At 39.9% G+C, this 17,812-nt stretch carries 15 protein-coding genes; 2 read left to right on the forward strand and 13 right to left on the reverse strand.

Features of this window, described 5'->3' with window-relative positions:
• Positions 1-3 precede the first annotated feature (3 nt).
• Positions 4-429: an alternative ribosome rescue aminoacyl-tRNA hydrolase ArfB gene (gene arfB / locus BM073_RS02720; protein ID WP_091650006.1), complete on the forward strand. Its 426-nt coding sequence runs from the start codon at positions 4-6 to the stop codon at positions 427-429.
• 3 nt (positions 430-432) lie between these two features.
• Here the strand turns inward: arfB and BM073_RS02725 are convergent, their stop codons facing one another.
• The gene (locus BM073_RS02725; RefSeq protein ID WP_091650907.1) at positions 433-1,101 is read right to left on the reverse strand and encodes a metal-dependent transcriptional regulator; all 669 of its coding nucleotides are present in this window, start codon (positions 1,099-1,101) and stop codon (positions 433-435) included.
• A 131-nt stretch (positions 1,102-1,232) separates the two neighbouring features.
• Here BM073_RS02725 and BM073_RS02730 point away from each other — a divergent pair, with 131 nt between their 5' ends.
• Positions 1,233-3,509 (forward strand): TonB-dependent receptor, encoded by a 2,277-nt coding sequence (locus BM073_RS02730; RefSeq protein WP_091650008.1) that lies wholly within the window; start codon positions 1,233-1,235, stop codon positions 3,507-3,509.
• 67 nt (positions 3,510-3,576) lie between these two features.
• Here BM073_RS02730 and BM073_RS02735 read toward each other — a convergent pair whose 3' ends face one another.
• The 12 genes from BM073_RS02735 to BM073_RS02790 form a co-directional block, all read right to left on the reverse strand.
• Entirely contained in the window at positions 3,577-4,275 is a 699-nt protein-coding gene (locus tag BM073_RS02735) for a PepSY domain-containing protein (RefSeq protein WP_091650010.1), read from the reverse strand.
• A gap of 46 nt (positions 4,276-4,321) precedes the next feature.
• The gene (locus BM073_RS02740; RefSeq protein ID WP_091650012.1) at positions 4,322-4,906 is read right to left on the reverse strand and encodes a DUF2911 domain-containing protein; all 585 of its coding nucleotides are present in this window, start codon (positions 4,904-4,906) and stop codon (positions 4,322-4,324) included.
• 14 nt (positions 4,907-4,920) lie between these two features.
• Positions 4,921-6,894 (reverse strand): copper-translocating P-type ATPase, encoded by a 1,974-nt coding sequence (locus tag BM073_RS02745; protein WP_091650015.1) that lies wholly within the window; start codon positions 6,892-6,894, stop codon positions 4,921-4,923.
• A 51-nt stretch (positions 6,895-6,945) separates the two neighbouring features.
• Positions 6,946-7,377: a CHY zinc finger protein gene (locus tag BM073_RS02750; RefSeq protein WP_091650018.1), complete on the reverse strand. Its 432-nt coding sequence runs from the start codon at positions 7,375-7,377 to the stop codon at positions 6,946-6,948.
• A gap of 44 nt (positions 7,378-7,421) precedes the next feature.
• Positions 7,422-7,994: a DUF3347 domain-containing protein gene (locus BM073_RS02755; protein ID WP_091650021.1), complete on the reverse strand. Its 573-nt coding sequence runs from the start codon at positions 7,992-7,994 to the stop codon at positions 7,422-7,424.
• 10 nt (positions 7,995-8,004) lie between these two features.
• Positions 8,005-9,780, reverse strand: a complete 1,776-nt coding sequence (locus BM073_RS02760; RefSeq protein WP_091650023.1) for an efflux RND transporter periplasmic adaptor subunit — start codon at positions 9,778-9,780, stop codon at positions 8,005-8,007.
• Between the two features lie 3 nt (positions 9,781-9,783).
• On the reverse strand, positions 9,784-11,190 hold the full coding sequence (locus BM073_RS02765) for a TolC family protein (RefSeq protein ID WP_175557832.1): 1,407 nt from the start codon (positions 11,188-11,190) through the stop codon (positions 9,784-9,786).
• A 4-nt stretch (positions 11,191-11,194) separates the two neighbouring features.
• The gene (locus BM073_RS02770) at positions 11,195-15,028 is read right to left on the reverse strand and encodes an efflux RND transporter permease subunit (protein ID WP_091650030.1); all 3,834 of its coding nucleotides are present in this window, start codon (positions 15,026-15,028) and stop codon (positions 11,195-11,197) included.
• Between the two features lie 81 nt (positions 15,029-15,109).
• Entirely contained in the window at positions 15,110-15,523 is a 414-nt protein-coding gene (locus BM073_RS02775; protein ID WP_139217430.1) for an HYC_CC_PP family protein, read from the reverse strand.
• A 74-nt stretch (positions 15,524-15,597) separates the two neighbouring features.
• Complete coding sequence (locus BM073_RS02780; RefSeq protein ID WP_091650035.1) at positions 15,598-15,807, reverse strand: heavy-metal-associated domain-containing protein; 210 nt, start codon at positions 15,805-15,807, stop codon at positions 15,598-15,600.
• Between the two features lie 51 nt (positions 15,808-15,858).
• A complete protein-coding gene (locus BM073_RS02785) occupies positions 15,859-16,851 on the reverse strand; it encodes a Kelch repeat-containing protein (RefSeq protein ID WP_091650038.1) in 993 nt (330 codons plus the stop codon).
• Between the two features lie 110 nt (positions 16,852-16,961).
• Positions 16,962-17,810 (reverse strand): prephenate dehydrogenase, encoded by an 849-nt coding sequence (locus BM073_RS02790; protein ID WP_091650040.1) that lies wholly within the window; start codon positions 17,808-17,810, stop codon positions 16,962-16,964.
• Positions 17,811-17,812 lie beyond the last annotated feature (2 nt).

Below are 17,812 nucleotides of genomic sequence, written 5' to 3' on the forward strand. Positions count from 1 at the left end.
AAAATGAAATCACTTGAAAAAAGAATTGCAGAAGGAGATTTTTTGAAAGAATTGGACTTTCAGACTGCCAGAAGTTCTGGTCCGGGAGGACAAAATGTAAATAAAGTTGAAAGCAAAGTTCAATTGTACTTTGATGTACAAAACTCTACTGTTTTATCTGATGAGGAAAAAGAAAAACTATCCCAAAAATTCAAAAACAAGATAGATCTAGAGGGTAAGTTACAGCTTCAAAGCCAAGAAAAACGTTCTCAAATTCAGAATAAGGAATTGGTAGTAAAAAAGTTTTACGATTTGCTTAGAAAGGCATTTGAAAAAAGAAAAATCAGGAAAGCAACCAAACCCACCAAGGCAGCAGTAGAAAAGAGAATCAAGGAGAAAAAAGCAAGATCAGAGAAAAAAGCCGGCAGGGGCTGGACCAAAGACTATTAAACTCTATTCTTCTGATCCAAAGGTTTTTACCAAGAGTTTTTCACATACTTTTTGACTAAGAGTTTCCTTTTCGACATCTCCGTAACTGATGACCATACTTTGATCAAAAGCTTCCTTTGAAACCACCTTCAATTCTGTTCCCAAAGTCAAGTTTCGGCTATTGAGATACTCCAAAAATTCTGTACTGGAATCTGCCAAAGCAGCTAAAATCACTTCTTGTCCCGCTTTTGCTTCTGATAAGTTTTTGAACCTCAAATCCTGAATTCTTCCTTGTTTGTCGGGAATAGGAGAGCCATGGGGATCTACTGTTGGAAAACCCATCATTTCATCCATTCTTTCAAAAAATTTAGGTGCATGAATATGCTCCACCTGCTCAGCGATTGCATGTACCTCTTCCCATCCAAAGCCCATTTTTGTGACCAAAAACATTTCTGTCAATCTATGCTTTCGGATAATCAAAGCAGCCTCTTTTTTTCCTTTAGGGGTTAATAATACAGGTTTATATTTTTCATAGACACAAAGCCCCGTTTTCTGCAAGTTTTTGACCATGGAGTTTGCGGTAGGCATACTGACTTGAAGCTGATTAGCCAATTCAGAAATATTGACTTCACCTTGTTCATTTGACAGATTAAAAAGGGCTTTGAGATAATTTTCTTCCGTGGTAGAGGCCATAATTAAAATTTGAGTACTCAAATATGTAAAAAAAATTGATAGAATAAATTTGTTAGATAACTCTAACATTGTAATTTTGTAATTCTAATTAAAATAGTTAGCTCTTTAATCTTATTGATTTACAAGAAACTATGATCACTCGCTTACTGCTTACTCTTTCATTTTGTTATCTTTTGAATGGTACTGCCCAAGGTCAACATAGCTTAAAGGGTAGGGTACTTTCAGGGGGAAAGGCTGTAGAGTTTGCTACTATATTTTTACCCGATTCTGGGAAAGGTGCAGTTTCAGAAGCCGATGGGCATTTTCAGATTTTTGGATTACAAAAAGGGAGGCTAAAAGTAGAGATTTCCCTTTTAGGATTTAGAAGGTATGTCACTGAGGTAGAGATTCCATACGAGGGTGCTTTGATTGTTGAAATGGAATCTTTGGATTCAAGCTTAGATGAAGTAGTGGTCAGTGGAACTTTACAGGAAGTCTCCAGGCTTAATAGCCCGGTTCCGGTGGAGGTTTATAAGGAGGGCTTTTTTAAAGCCAATCCCACACCATCCTTATTTGAATCCTTACAGAATATTAACGGAGTAAGACCTCAAATCAATTGTAACATTTGTAATACGGGGGACATCCATATTAACGGTTTGGAGGGACCCTACACCATGGTATTGATTGATGGAATGCCCATTGTTTCTGGTTTGTCTACTGTGTATGGTCTAACAGGCATCCCGCAATCTCTTATCGATAGAATTGAAGTGGTCAAAGGTCCTGCATCCACTTTGTATGGATCAGAGGCAGTGGGGGGCTTGATTAATATCATCACCAAAAACCCAGATTTAGCTCCTAAAGTCGGGGTAGATGCCTTTAGCACTGGCTGGGGAGAGTATAATTTGGATCTAGATATTCGTTCCAAGTGGGGAAGGTCCGTAAAGTCTTTGACTGGAATTAATGCTTTTTATTATGATAACCCCATCGATAATAATGGAGATGGGATGACGGATTTGACCCTTGCTAAGCGTATCTCTATTTTTCAAAAATTAGCAGTAGATAGAGCAAGCAAAAAGGGATTGAATGTAGCTCTTCGCTACTTGTATGAGGACAGGTGGGGTGGTCAGATGGATTGGACTTCAACCAACCGCGGAGGAGATGAAATTTATGGCGAAAGTATTTATACGAGTAGATGGGAGGTTTTTGGAAATTATGAACTTCCGGGCAGTGAAAAGTTGAATTTTCAATTTTCAGCAAACGGGCATAATCAAAACTCTGTGTACGGTGATGTCATTTATATCGCAGATCAAACCATCGCTTTTGGACAATTGACTTGGGCTGAAAATTTAGGAAATCATCAATTGCTCTCCGGTTTGGCTTACAGATATACTAAATACGATGATAATACTCCAGCAACCTCTTCGGTAGAGTTGGACTTAAATCAACCTTCAATCATTCATTTACCCGGAGTATTTGTTCAAGACGAGATCAAATTGACTACTAGTCAAAGTTTACTCTTAGGGGCGAGAGCAGATTATAATTCCATTCATGGAGCCATTTTCAGTCCTCGCCTTAATTATAAAATTTCATCTGCTGATCAGACGATGGTTTTTAGATTATCAGCGGGAAATGGCTTTCGGGTTGCTAATGTATTTACGGAAGATCATGCTGCTTTGACCGGAGCCAGAGAAGTGGTATTTGAAGAGGAATTGCAGCCAGAACGTTCCTGGAATGTCAATGCGAATGCCATCAAAAAATATTACAGCAGTAAAGGGGCATTTCTCAGTTTAGATGCTTCACTATTCTATACCTATTTCACCAATAGGATCATTCCAGATTACGAAACTAATCCAAACCAAATCATTTATGCCAATTTGGATGGTCATGCTGTTTCGAAGGGAATTTCATTGAATTCTAATTTTGCATTGCCAAGTGGCTTGGAAGGAAGTGTTGGAGCCACGCTGATGGATGTGACTTTTACGGAAGAAGGAGTCAGTACCCGACAGCTTCTATCAGAGAGATTTTCAACTGTTTGGAATATTGGTTATACGATTTACCCTTTGGATTTAAAAATTGACTATACCGGAAATCTTTATAGTCCTATGCGTTTACCTTTACTGGGGGAATTGGATGATAGGCCCGAGTTTTCTCCCTGGTGGAGTATACAGAATATTCAACTCACTAAATCCATTGGCAAAAAATGGGAGGTTTATGGTGGAATTAAAAATCTCCTGAATTTTACGCCTCCTGCCAACAGCATTGCCAGGGCCTTTGATCCTTTCGATAGAGGAGTAGAGTTCGGTTCAGATGGATCGGTTATCCCAACTCCCAATAATCCGAATGCGCTTACCTTTGACCCCACTTATATGTTTGCTCCTAATCAGGGGATTCGGGGTTTTCTTGGAGTTCGGTTTACACTCTTAGATTAAAAAATAAGCTGTCTCCATATAGACTAATCAGTTTAGTCCGTTCAAGCATGGAGACAGCTATTTTATTTTAAAACAGGCTTCGTTTTTTCTTCTTTTTTCTAGTCATAAAAAACAAGGTAAAACCAGAAAAAACTGTAGCTAAGCCAAATAGTGAAAATGCTCTTAAGAGTAAATTGTTGAAATCATCTCTGCCTGCATAATCCATGGTATGAAACATCCAAAGGAAATCAAACCAGCGCCAACTCCTATGTCTTACTCTTTCAAAGTTCCCACTTTTGGCGTCAATGTAAGCTGTTAAATTTTCAGGGTGCTCAAAATGAATCGCCCAGGCAGGCAAAGGACGTCCTCGGTACTCATGATGTGAACCCGTCTCAGTTAGGTATTCAGCCTCTTTGATTTGAAGATTACCTTTGATGTAAATCTGAGCTATTTCCCGAGCTTCTTTTTCAGTGATTTCTTCTTTTTTCAGGCCATTTTGAGCATGATAAAGTACATTTTCATTGACCCAATAGTAGGGTTGATGATTGACAAATCGAAGTTCTAAAGAGGAGATTTGTAAAGTTGAGTCTAGACTTGAAGGGTTGATCAAATTACTTGGAGATTCGTGCATCATATGTTCCTGATGGAAATGATCTCCATGAATTTCATCAATATCAGTCCAACTGAAATAAAGTCCACTGATAGTCCACAATAAGAATTGGATTCCTATAAATACGCCTAAAAATCTATGGATTTTTCGGGCGAAATACTGATTATTTTTTCTCATAGGTGGGTGATAGGTGAGTTTTCTCTCCAGTAAAATTTGTTATTATTTAGCTGTTTTTGAAATCAAATTTGATTTGGGTTGTACTCCAGCTAACAGTAATTTCTCCCATGCCAGGAGCAGTTTCCTGAACAAAATAGGTCAGAGATTCAACAGGTTGGTCGAGCTCTTTGGGTGTGACCGTAAATCGTAAAATGTCTTTTTCTTGGCTATAGTCATCAGCTAAGTGCATATCCCAGTTTTCATTTAGAATGATGATCCATTCATTTTCTCCAGGAATGGTAAAGAATCCGTATTTCCTGGCTGGAACTTCTTTGCCATTAATGCTGACAGGCTTGTCAAACTGAATTGAGGTGGCTTTATGTGCTCCTGTGACCCAAACTTCTCCGTAAGCGACTAATCCACCAAATATCTGTCTTCCTCTTACACTTGGAGAGGAGTAATCTATGTGTACATGGTTGCCATCTATCATTGCCATAGCGCTAGTCCTAGGGCTTTTGGAGGGAGTAGCATTTTCGGCCGGAGCTTCATGATTTGCATGATCTTCATGATTCATTTCTCCATTTGAATCGGAGGACTTTGGACTGCAAGCAATTGCCGCGAAAAGGGTGAATAATAGAATTCTGTTTTTCATATGTTGGGTTTTGGTTATATTTTTCTTCGTAATAGTTGAGCGTTCGCTGCGCAAATGATGGTACTTAAACTCATCAAAGCGGCTCCAACAGCAGGTTGAATCATCAAGCCAGGGATAAAACCTGTGGCAAGGGGTAAGGCAATTGCATTATATCCGACTGCCCATCCTAGATTTTGAATCATCTTGTTATAAGTTGCCTTTCCAAAGAGAATTAATTTGGCTATATCTTGAGGATTGCTGTTGACCAAAATAATATCAGCTGTCTCTACAGCGACGTCTGTTCCTGAACCTACAGCAATTCCTATATCAGCTTTTGCTAAAGCAGGGGCGTCATTGACACCGTCTCCAGTCATAGCTACGAATTCACCTTTTTTCTGTAATTCTTCAATGACTTTTACTTTTTCGTCCGGAAGCACTTCGCTGTAATACCCATCTAATTTTAGCTGTTCACTTACCGCTTTTGCAGTTTTTTCATTATCACCGGTTGCCATGTATAACTTAATTCCCTTTTCTCTTAGGGTCTTTATAGCTTGATGACTTTCTTCACGAATGCTGTCTGCCAATGCGATGAAACCAAGAAGTTTCTTCTCTTCTAAGAGAAAAACAATTGTTTCTGCTTCATCAGAATCTGTTTCCTGAGGTATTGAGATTGAGTTTTCTTCCAAATAACCTGGACTGACTACTTGATAGGTTTTACCATCGATGTCTCCTTGAATTCCCTTACCTGTTATGGATTCAAAGTTGGAGACTTCCTTTAATGTGATATTTGCCTCTTTTGCTTTTTCAAGGACTCCCTGAGCGATTGGATGCTCAGAACTGGATTCCAAAGAAGCAGCGAATTTTAGAATTTGATCTTTTTTCCATTCTCCTGAAGAATGAATTCGAGTTACTCCAAATTTCCCCTCAGTAAGAGTTCCTGTTTTATCAAATACAATAGCACTTACTTTTCTGGCATTTTCAAAGGCAGTTCGATTTCGAATCAAAAGCCCTTTTTCTGCTGATAGGGAAGTGGAAATAGAAACAACCAACGGAATGGCTAATCCCAATGCATGAGGACATGCGATGACCATAACAGTTACCATCCTGCCTAGAGAAAAGTCAAAATCCTTTCCTAAAATAAGCCAAACTGATAAAGTGATAATTCCAGCACCAATAGAGATGAATGTCAGCCATTTAGCTGCGACATTAGCTAAATTTTGAGTTTTGGATTTACTTTGCTGCGCCTCCTTGACCATATTGATTACCTGATTCAGGTAGGAGTCTTCACCAGTTTTGGAGATCTTGATTTTGAGAGATTGTTTACCGTTGATTGATCCACCTATGACGTCGTCTCCTTTGTCTCGCTTTACCGGCTTACTTTCACCCGTTAACATACTTTCATCAAGATGACTTTCACCCTCTTCAATGGTGCCGTCAGCAGGAATCTTTTCATTAGCTTTTACCAAAATCAAATCCCCCTTTTTTAATTCGCCCGCGGAGATATCTTTGGTTTCTCCATCGACAATCAAATGAGCCTCGTTAGGCATTAAATCCGCCAGTTTTTCCAAAGCTTTGGAAGCACCCATAATTGAGCGCATTTCCATCCAATGCCCAAGAAGCATGATGACAATTAGTGTGGCCAGTTCCCAAAAAAAGCCCATCCCCTCTAAGCCAAAAACCACAGCGGAACTGTAAACATATGCTACTGTAATAGCAAGGGCTATTAAAGTCATCATTCCAGGATTTTTATCTGTTAACTCTTCTTTTAGCCCCTTGAGAAATGGCCAGCCACCATAAAAAAACAGAATACTGGCAAGCCCAAATACTACATAATCTTTTCCTTCAAATTGGATGTTGAAGTTCAACCAATCTTGAATCATATCTGAAAAAAGAAGAATTGGAATCGTCAGAATTAGTGAGATCCAAAACCTAATTTTAAAATCCTTGATCATGTGGGCATGATGATCATGGTGGTTTTCCTGGTGATGTTGATGGTTAGAATGTTCCATAAAAAGATTAATCAGGTTAGTTTAAAATATTGAAATTTAAATAGATATGGTCTATTTATTCTCAGATGTTTCGAAATACAAATGATAATGCTTACTACATCCAGGGTTAAAAGCTGCCTGGCAATTGGGACAGGTATTGTTGGAGTTCATATAATCTTTGATACTCAACTCTGTTCCACAAACACCACATAGGATGGCTTTTTGGTCAAACTCTTTTTTAGGCCACACTTGATGAGTATGGTCGGCCTCTTCTTCATGACAGGAAAAGCAGGGGTAGTACTTCTCGCAACACTTAAACTTGATAGCTATCACATCCAATTCGGAATGCCAGTGGACGCATCTGGTTTGATTATCTACAGGTTTTCCAAAAACATTGATACCTCGGATTTGAGATACTTTTAAAGGTTCCAAAACTTTGGTTTGAGAATAAGCCTCTAATGAATAAAGAAAGCAGGCTAAAGAGAAAAGAATTAATCGGATCATATTGGGTAGGAAATAAAAAGTGAGCCCAAAGGCTCACTTTGAAATTATAAGTTCACTGTTAATGTATCTTCCACAGCTCCACAATTTAGCATTGAACTACCAAAAAGCGGGTTTTTGATATCTGAGGAGGCACTTAACCACATTCCACCGGTGTTGTTTTTGTACATAGGGCAATATTGATGGTAAAGGGTTCTATCTGCACCTGCAATTTTAAGAAAGTCCTTCATCAATACGCTTAATGCCTGGAAGCTTTCTCTCTGAACAGCAATATCATCCGATGCAATATTGGAAGCAAATTGAGCAGCTTCAGTTTGGACTCTCTCCAATTCTTCAATGTCTTCTCCCTGAGAAGAAGCAATATCATAAGCGTTTAATGCTTCTGTTAGAGCTTTGCTTTTTTCAGCAGCATCTGACGAATTATCTGCCACAAGTGCATCTTTTACAGCTAAATAAGCATCAATAATTCCTAAAGTTCCAGAATTATTAGAAACTGAAGTTGTTTGACTAACTTCAGTTTCCTGCATTTCACTTGAATCTTGAGACTCTTCGGTTTTCGAGCCAGAACAAGAAATTAGGGCAAAAGCCAGTGCTAGGGAAAATAAACCTGTTTTTGTCATGAGTTTTAATTTAATGATTATGAGATGTTGAAATTGTAGTTTTCGATTGTTCAGTGGCCAAGACCGCTTGACCTTTTAGGTAGGTTTGCTTGACCTCGCCACATGTGAGCATGGAAGCTCCAAAGTAGGGGTTGGTAATATCTTTTCTTTCAGAAAGCCAAAAAGCTCCCTGATTCCCAAATGCCATAGGACAATAGTCTTTATATACAGCCTCTTTATTCAATCCGAATAATTCAGTCATTTCCAATACAGCTTCAGATAGGGAGGAAAAGCCTTTCCTTGCTTCATCTATCGATGAGGCCTTTTCCATATTTCCAACAGCCGCGTTCAGCTGGGCCTGGACTTTCATCCATGAATCATGGGCTTTACCTTCTACAAGCTTCATATCTACTTGAGAAACTGCTTTTTTTACCTCAGTCAAGTCTTTTTGACTCTGGTTCAATTGGTCGGAGACCAAGCCATTTTTTACTCTAAAGTAAGCATCAGCAATTTGAGTGATTTGATCACGGAAGGCCGAAGAAACTTCTAAAGACCTGGTTTCTGGTCGATTCATCATACTAAAGTTTCCAGAAAGCTGTGCTGCTGCATCAATGGCAAATACACCATTGGTGACGATTTCTTCTCCAGCTTGTAAACCGGATTCTATTTGATAATTATCTCCGACCCGAGAACCTAAGGTGATTTCTCTCATTTCATAGGTTGGAATTTCTGAATTAGGCACTTTGAGGTAAACAACTGATCTTTTTCCCGACCAAAGTACAGCCGTACGGGGAATTGAAAGCTTGGCTTGACTTCCTTTTTGAGTACTTTGAATTCTAGCTGTGACAAACATCTCCGGTTTAAGATTGCTTTGACGATTCAAAACCTCCGCTCTGATTGAAGCAGCCCTTGTATTAGGGTTTATCATCGGATCAATGTATGTGACTTTGGCTTTAAAATTTTCGCCTGGGATACCTGCCACATTGAAATTGACTTCATTTCCAACCTTGATAAATGGGAGATCTGATTCATAAGCATCCATCAGCACCCAAAGTCTGGATAGATCCACTACATTGAATAGAACTTGTCCTGTGGAAACATAGTCTCCCACAGCAATATTTCTTTGGGTTACTACACCACTAAATTCAGCGAGGATATCAATTTTATCTTTGACTTGACCTGACTTTTCTATTTCTGAGATTTGGGCATCATTCAGTTTCCAGAGCTTCAATTTTTCTTTTGCCGCTTGGTATAATTCAGGAAAAGAGGCTTTTGTTTTTACAGCCTCGATCAATTCCCGCTGTGCGGTCAATAGTTCCGGTGAATAAATACTTGCCAGCCTTTGCCCAACTCTAACCTGCTCTCCTGTAAATGTGACATAAAGTTTTTCAATCCTTCCAGGAAACTTTGCAGTTATCGCTGCATTTTCTCTCTCATCAGCCTGAATTTTACCTGATAGAAAAAGGTCACCTTTTGCATCAGTTCCTCCCACTATAGTCGTGCTTACATTAGCCATAGCAACAGCCTCAGGAGTCATTTCGAATGCTAGTGGGTTGGAATTTCCAGAGGAGGAATTAGAAGCAACAGGAATCAAATCCATTCCACAAATTGGGCAGTCTCCTGGCTCGTTCAATTTGATCTGGGGATGCATGGAGCATGTCCATAATTGGTCAGTAAGAGTTCCCAAATGATCATGTCCAGCTTCCTGTGAAGTTTCCCCGCTTGGCTTGACCAACCAACCCAAGGCCACTCCCAAAAGAATCAGCCCTGCTATTTTTATCCATTTATTTTCAAGTAGCTTTTTCATGTTTTAGTCATTTAAGCCAGATAGATTACCGGTTCCCAAGGATTCCAGTAAGGCTAAACTTTTATGTTGTTGTACAATTGCCAATATGGCTTTCAATTGATAATCGAGTAAAATTTGCTGAGTAGCCAATACTTCCTCAAAGTCTTTTCCATTAGAGGTAAAAGAGGTTAATACCAAATTGAGTGTTTGATTGGCCAGTTCTGTTTGTTCCTGATAAAGTTTGACTTTTCGATTAGCATCTTCTAGATCACGGATAGCCATAGACCACTCCATTGCTAGCATATTGCTTTCCCTTTCTTTCCTCAATACCGTTGCTTCTTTCAGGTAGTTTGTTTCTTTAATTCTCGATTGAGTTTTTTTCCTGTAAATAGGCAAGGTCATAGTCACCATTGGCATGATCATATCATTTCCACCCATCACCATATTTCCTTCAGGTCTGGGCTGAAAAGGCATATAATTTACCCCGGCCCCAAACATAGGCCTCCCATCTAAACGTGCCATTTTCTCTTGCTGATCCAAGGCTGATAGTTCAGATTCATACATTTGAAGCATGGGATTTTGAGTAGTTATGCTGTCTAAAACCACCATTTTATCCCATATTAATGCAGTTGCTTCCAACTTCTCAGGAATGGCTATCGGAGCCTGGATTTCTCTGTTTAATAGTTTATTAAATTTAATTTGAACAGGAGTCAATTGATCCTTCAAGGTTTCAATTGAACTTTCCAGTTCCCTGATTTGCATTCGAATACGAAGCACATCGCTCATTCCAATACCATTATTGCTCATCCCTGAATTCATTGCTTGCGGACTGGAGGTGGACATAGGTTGAGAGTTGCCCATAGAGCTCATCCCAGAAGAACCAGAGCTTACAGTTTGAGTATTAGTTGAGTTTTGGGGCATGGCGCTTTTGGGACTATTCCCGGCAGAGGCAGCTCTGAATTTACTTAGTGCCAGCGTTTCATATTTCTTTAAATACTCTAAATTTTCCTGACTGATCCTAATCTGTTCCTGAATAGCATAGAGCTCGTACCAAGAATCTTTAACTTGATAGAATAGCTGATTTTTGGCGTTCAAGAAAAGGCTGTATTTGGCTTGAGCCATGTATTTAGCTTCTTCCTTTTGAGTTGCCAGCATCCCAAACCAAGGGAACATTTGCATCAATCTGATATCAGCTAACTGATTTCCCATAAAACGCTCCATGGGTGAAGGGAATATTCCCACACTCAATTCTGGATCTGGGAGGCTACCAACCTGAGGCGCAATTTCCATAGCAGCTAAGTATTCTTGATAATAAGCTTTCAGTTCGGGATTGTTTTCTCCCGCTATTACCAAATAATCATCCAAGGATTGTGTCCAGGCTGGAAAGGTAATGCAGCATGACATGAGTACTATAATGATTGAATTTCTCATATCCTTATTGATTTTCATCCTCTGCAAAAACAGTAGGATTGTTTTTTAACTTTCTTTCTGCCCACCAGCAATAGAGTGTGGGTACTATAAATACGGTCGTTAACTCCAATACCATTCCGCCCAAAGAAGGAATAGCCATAGGAATCATAATATCCGAACCTCGACCGGTAGATGTAAATACCGGTACCAAAGCAAGTAGGGTAGTAGCTGTCGTCATCAAGCAAGGAAGGACCCTTCTTTTTCCAGCCTCCAATACTGCTTCTCTTACCTCTTGGGCTGATTTTGGAGTATTGCTTTTAAAGCTTTGATCTAAATACGAGGCAACCACGACCCCATCATCAGTTGCAATTCCAAACAGGGCAATGAACCCTACCCAAACCGCAACGGATAAGTTGTACACTTTCATTTGGAACAAATCCCGCATGTTAGTTCCCAATAGAGAGAAGTCCATAAACCATTCCTGACCATACAACCATATCATCCAAAAGCCTCCAGAAAAAGCCATTGCAATTCCTGTAAAGACAAAAAGCGTGGTGGATACCGCTCTAAATTGGAAATAGAGAATGAGAAATATGATGATGAGGGATAAAGGAACAACAATGGAAAGCCTTTTTTCTGCCCTGATTTGATTTTCATAGCTTCCTGAAAATTGATACCTAACTCCGGAAGGAACCACTAATTCTCCAGAATCAATTTTGCTTTTCAGATAGCGCTGGGCATCTTCTACTACACTCACTTCAGCAAAACCAGGTTTCTTATCCAATAAGACATATCCTACCAAGAAGGAGTTTTCACCCCGTATCATATCCGGTCCGGGTCTGTAGGTAATATCAACCAATTGCCCCAAAGGAATATAATTTCCCATTGGGGTCGGAACTTGAAGATTGGCAATGGCATCAGGATCATCGCGGAATTCGCGGGCATATCGAACACGTATTGGGAAGCGTTCTCTTCCTTCAACCGTAGTACTCAATTTCATCCCTCCAATAGCGGTCTCAATAAAGTCCTGCACATCGACCACGTTCATTCCATATCGGGAAATTTGCTCTCGATTGATGTCCAATTCCAGATAAGGCTTACCAACTATTCTGTCTGCGAATACCGCTTCACTTTTGACAGAAGGAACCTCTTTGAGATAGTTTTCTAACTTTAATCCAAACTCTTCAATGGTTTGTAAATCAGGTCCATATACTTTTATTCCCATGGGAGCTCTCATGCCAGTTTGTAGCATGACTAAGCGGGTTTCGATGGGTTGAAGCTTAGGAGAAGAGGTGACTCCAGGAATATTAATTACCCCTACAATTTCATCCCAGATATCATCAGGACTTTTGATTTCTTTTCTCCATTGTCTGAAGTATTTTCCATCATCATCTGGTATCAACTGTGAAGTGTTGATCAAATGAGGTTCTGAATTCTCTGGATCATGAAAGAGTCCGTTTTTCAATTCATAATGCCCATCCTTATTGACCTTATATCTGATCCTGTTTCCATTGATGTCTGTCGCATACTCGCTCTTGTAATTGATGGTATTTTCAAACATGGAAATAGGAGCAGGGTCGATGGCAGTTTCGGCTCTACCCGCTTTTCCAACTACTAATTCCACTTCTGGAATGGCCGTTACTAACATATCCAGTTTTTGGAGTACCTCCTTGTTTTCCTGAACTCCAGAATGAGGCATTGTGGTTGGCATCAAAAGGAATGAACCTTCATTCAAAGAGGGCATAAATTCTTCCCCTAAACCAGGAAATGTATGGCTTAATCCAGACCAAACTGAACTGGTGCGAATATTCCATCCAATTTGGTCAAATGTTTTAGGAATGAATCCAAAAACCGTATTGAATCCCAACCAAATACTGGCGGCCGTGGTGATTACTAGCGCAGGGAAAATTAAGAATGTCTTCTTATTGTTTAAACACCAGGTAAGGAGTCTTGGATAGGCTTTTATGAATAGAGAGAATCCTCCTAAAACCAGAAGTAAAAGGAGACCAATAAACAGGAAGTTGACAAAAGTGCTGTTGCTCACGCCTAAAGGCATCCACTCTGTTGTCAAAAGTCCTGCTACAGCTATCAAGGTTACTGCTATAATCAGAAATTTCTTTCTGGGCTCTATCTTTTCAGGGAAATGAAAAGCAAGAGTATGAACCAGTCCATATCCAACCAGAACCCAACCTCCCCATGCCCAAACAGTCCAAGCGATCACCAGACCGAGCAAAACCAAGGCATAATTAAAGTACCTGCTTAACTTTCCTTTATAGCCTTTGAATGAGAAGAACCAATGCGAAAATGCCGGCATGATCAAAAGCGTGAAAATCAATGCAGCAACCAATGCGAATGATTTGGTGTAAGCCAATGGTCCAAAAAGCTTTCCTTCTGCAGCCTGAAGTGTAAATACCGGTAAAAAGCTGATGATCGTAGTACTAACTGCTGTCAGAATTGCTCCTGAAACTTCAGCTGTTGCTTCATAAACGATCTTCAATTTGCTTTTGCCCTCAGGTGCCTGCTCCAGATGCCTGAGTATATTTTCATTGAGAATGATTCCCAAATCCACCATGGTACCAATGGCAATAGCTATACCGGATAAAGCAACAATATTGGCATCCACTCCAAAGTACTTCATGAAAATAAAGCACATCAATACAGCTAATGGAAGCAATGCTGAAACCAATAAAGAGGCTCTTAGATTATACACCATCACTATAATGACAATGATGGTTATCAGGATTTGAAGTGAAATAGCTTCATAGAGTGTCCCCAGCGTTTCATAGATTAGGCCCGTTCTGTCATAAAATGGAACCAATGTAACCTTTGAAAACGTGCCATCAGCTAATGTCTTGCTAGGTAAACCCTCAGAAAGCTTTTCAATTTCTGCTTTTACTCCTTCAATTACTTCCAGTGGATTGTCACCATACCTAGCAATGACAACTCCGCCTACAGCTTCAGCTCCGGATTTGTCCAAGATTCCGCCCATATTTCTGGGCTGAGGGCCAATATTAACCCGTGCAACATCCTGGATTCTAATTGGAACGTTGTTGGTCACTTTGACTACAGCCTGATCCAAATCAGAAAGTTCTTCCACATATCCTAATCCACGGATAAAATAATCCACCCGATTGACTTCGATGGTATTGGCAGAAACATCCAAGTTGGATTTTCTCACCGCCTCCATTACATCCATCAGGCTAACGCCATTAGCTTTTAGAGCAGCTGGATCTACATCTACTTGATATTCTTTGATATATCCGCCAACAGAGGCAACTTCTGATACGCCTGCAACAGATGTCAGCGCATATCTGACATAATAATCCTGAATGGTTCGAAGTTCGTGAAGATCCCAGCCTCCTACAGGATTGCCTTCAGGATCTCTTCCTTCTAAGGTATACCAATAAACCTGGCCTAATGCAGTTGCGTCCGGGCCCAATTTAGGCTGTACGCCTTCAGGCAATAGACCTGCGGGTAATGAATTGAGTTTTTCTAATACTCTGGACCTACTCCAGTAAAACTCAATATCTTCTTCAAAGATGATATAGATGCTGGAAAAGCCAAATGCTGAGCTAGAGCGAACACTCTTAACTCCGGGAAGTCCTAATAAAGAGGTGGTAAGTGGATAAGTAATTTGATCTTCAACATCCTGAGGAGATCTTCCCATCCATTCAGTAAAGACTATTTGTTGGTTTTCTCCGATATCCGGGATGGCATCTACAGGAACTGGGTCCCGTGGTAGAATACCGATGTTCCAGTTAAAAGGTGCAGTGGCTACTCCCCAAGCAATTATTAGGAGAAGCAAAAGCACGGTAACTAGCTTATTTTCTAGGAAATATTTTATGATGGAATTGAGCATAATTCATTCTAATTGTGCGAAATGAAAATACAAATGGACATTAAGTCCATGCACTTAGCGGAAGAACCGCAAGAATGAATTTTATATCAAAAAGCTTTGAAACAGAATCTGATAATCCTGTTCAATAGGAGGGGGGTAATAATCATTTACTCTTTGATCTTCCTGCGGAAAAACTGTGGTATTCCATATAAAGACCTCAATAAAGGCTAAGGCAAAGTGGATATTTACCTGTGAATTTGATTTCTTAACAGATGATTCTTCGTCAAGCTGTAAATGCTGACTCAGGTTCTCACAGCATCCGCTTGGATCTACATGTGATTTTTCATCATGAGATTGGTGGGATTTAGGACTATCCATTCCACAATCTAAATGACTGGCGGCTAAGCTGAATTTACTGTCCATTTCCTCTCCCATACAAAAATGCGTGGTTTTGGCCATTCCCACAGAAGAGAATAGGACAATCAATGAGAGCGCTATGGAAATAAATTTTTTCAACAGCTCAAATCTACGCAAATATCCACCAAAAGTTCAAGTGATTCTTAATAAAATCTGATTTTCAGTACTTTAACTTACTTTGGGTTGGCCAAAAAGCCAGATTTCAGCACAGTTTTTTTAATGTCTTCAGGGTTTAAATCCTCGGTTTTAACGGTTAATGTTTTTTCGGTATCCTGTAAATCAACATTCCATTCAGCAATTCCAGATTCAGCATTCAGGATAGGACTTACTTTGGAAAGACAGTTACCGCAATTGATATTGGTTTTAAATTTTAGTGTTTTCATACTTGGTTTGTTTCCATTCAAAAATAGCTTTTCCAAGCTAAAGGTTCCCAGCTATTGAATTGAATTTTGAATGGCCTTTTTCCAATCCAAAATCTCCAAAGTGTTCAATTCAGGCCCTCCACCTCGATTAGCGGAGCCAGCTGCCACGTAGATTTTTCCTTTAAAAATTAGGGCTCCAGTTCCGTGTCTACCCTGATTAAGGCTTGGGAGTATGATCCATTGATTAGTTTCAGTATCTAATGCTTCCACTTCTGCGTGAGCTGGGACTTGAGCAGCGCTTTCCCCATTCATAACCACCAAGTACTTTCCTATTCCCAAGTTAGAGTTTCCTGCTCTCGGTGTTGGGATTTGTGTGATGTCACTTATCCATTTTCCTTGTTTGAAATCAAAGTAATCCACTTCTTCAATGGTAGTTTCCAACACTTTGCTAATAGCGGCATGGGAAGTCCTTCCGCCTGCCAAATACAATTTATCGCCTACCATAGCAGCACTGATGTGATCTCTGGCCCTAGGTGCATCTGGCAGGACTTCCCATTTTCCTGTTTTTGGATTTAGTACGTCAAACCAAGGAACAAATCCTTCATAGTGTCCATCTTGAATTCCCCCTACCATATAAATCAAGCCATCTTTTACCACTACGCCTGCTGATCCCCTTTCCCTTCCCATGGGTAATTTGGGGCCTTCTCTCCACTTTCTTGTTTGAGGATTAAAAATCAATGCTGTAGGAATTGGAGTTTCATGCGGATAAGATCCTGTAAATGCCCCGATAACCCAGATTTCTCCATTAAGACTCACAGCTTGAAAGTGGCTGATTTCCATGGGGGCGTCAGCATATTTCTGCCATTTTTGAGTCTTGGGGTCAAATTGGTCTACCGAGCGAATACCTCTTCCTCCCAAGGCATATAGTTTTCCTTCACATTCTACAAATGAATTTTCATGCCTGGTCATGGCTTCTCCCTGGACTGCTATATTTTCCCAAGAACTTTGGGCATGTACTCCTAAGCCAAAGAATAAGCCGATTATCAATAGTAGGGTAGGTTTCATAGGTTTATTTTAGTGACTGAATTTACAATTTCACATTGGCTCTCTCAATACCTTTTATCAATAAAAAAACCAGGAGATTGTCCTGGTTTGATAATTGGATAGAATAGAGCTTATCTTCCCAAATCCAGAATATCCCGGATTTTGTTAATCTCTTCCAATTCTTTGTAAATACCCTCTCCATCGGAAGAAGCTATTTTCTCCCTTAAAGCGGTCAAATTTGAAATATAGCCATCCAAGGATGCTAAAATATTATCCTTGTTTTCAGTAAGGATAGGAGCCCACATTGCCGGACTTGATTTGGCAAGTCTAACTGTAGAAGCGAAACCCGATCCTGCCATATCGAATATGTTTTTTTCATCCTCCATTTTTTGAAGAACAGTTTTTCCTAGCATAAATGAGGAAATATGGGACAAATGAGAAACAAAGGCCAGGTGACGATCATGTTCATCAGGATCCATAAATCTCAGTTTAAGATTCAATGCATCAAAAAGCTCATAGGCCTTTTCTTTCAGGTGGAGGTCTGTTTTCTCCATTTCGCAGAGGATCATGACTTTTCTATCTAGTAGATCTGCAAATGCTGCTTTGGGTCCTGAATACTCTGTACCGGCAATGGGGTGTCCTGCCAGATATTGCTTTCTTTTTGGATGACCAGCCAACTGAAGGCAAAGCTTGGACTTGGTAGAACCTAAGTCAATTACCAAGGTATTTTCACCGACCTTATCCAAAGTTTGAATTAACAAGTCTCCCAAAGTATCAGCAGGAGTGGCTAGAATAACAATATCAGTGTCTAGGTCAGGCTTATCTTGGGCTTTAGTAATGATTCCCAAAGTCAAAGCATCTTTCTGATTTTGGGTAGAAATATCTGTTCCCGTGATGGTCATTTCAGGAAATTTTCTTCTGGCCCCAAGTCCGAAAGAACCTCCCAGAAGTCCTAATCCTACAATATGTATTTTATTCATGA

Source organism: Algoriphagus ornithinivorans, assembly GCF_900115305.1.
Lineage (GTDB): Bacteria > Bacteroidota > Bacteroidia > Cytophagales > Cyclobacteriaceae > Algoriphagus > Algoriphagus ornithinivorans.

Coding starts and splice junctions, on each gene's coding strand:
- arfB (WP_091650006.1), top strand. CDS start 4: ATGAAATCACTTGAAAAAAGAATTGCAGAAGGAGATTTTTTGAAAGAA.
- BM073_RS02725 (WP_091650907.1), bottom strand. CDS start 1,101: ATGGCCTCTACCACGGAAGAAAATTATCTCAAAGCCCTTTTTAATCTG.
- BM073_RS02730 (WP_091650008.1), top strand. CDS start 1,233: ATGATCACTCGCTTACTGCTTACTCTTTCATTTTGTTATCTTTTGAAT.
- BM073_RS02735 (WP_091650010.1), bottom strand. CDS start 4,275: ATGAGAAAAAATAATCAGTATTTCGCCCGAAAAATCCATAGATTTTTA.
- BM073_RS02740 (WP_091650012.1), bottom strand. CDS start 4,906: ATGAAAAACAGAATTCTATTATTCACCCTTTTCGCGGCAATTGCTTGC.
- BM073_RS02745 (WP_091650015.1), bottom strand. CDS start 6,894: ATGGAACATTCTAACCATCAACATCACCAGGAAAACCACCATGATCAT.
- BM073_RS02750 (WP_091650018.1), bottom strand. CDS start 7,377: ATGATCCGATTAATTCTTTTCTCTTTAGCCTGCTTTCTTTATTCATTA.
- BM073_RS02755 (WP_091650021.1), bottom strand. CDS start 7,994: ATGACAAAAACAGGTTTATTTTCCCTAGCACTGGCTTTTGCCCTAATT.
- BM073_RS02760 (WP_091650023.1), bottom strand. CDS start 9,780: ATGAAAAAGCTACTTGAAAATAAATGGATAAAAATAGCAGGGCTGATT.
- BM073_RS02765 (WP_175557832.1), bottom strand. CDS start 11,190: ATGAGAAATTCAATCATTATAGTACTCATGTCATGCTGCATTACCTTT.
- BM073_RS02770 (WP_091650030.1), bottom strand. CDS start 15,028: ATGCTCAATTCCATCATAAAATATTTCCTAGAAAATAAGCTAGTTACC.
- BM073_RS02780 (WP_091650035.1), bottom strand. CDS start 15,807: ATGAAAACACTAAAATTTAAAACCAATATCAATTGCGGTAACTGTCTT.
- BM073_RS02785 (WP_091650038.1), bottom strand. CDS start 16,851: ATGAAACCTACCCTACTATTGATAATCGGCTTATTCTTTGGCTTAGGA.
- BM073_RS02790 (WP_091650040.1), bottom strand. CDS start 17,810: ATGAATAAAATACATATTGTAGGATTAGGACTTCTGGGAGGTTCTTTC.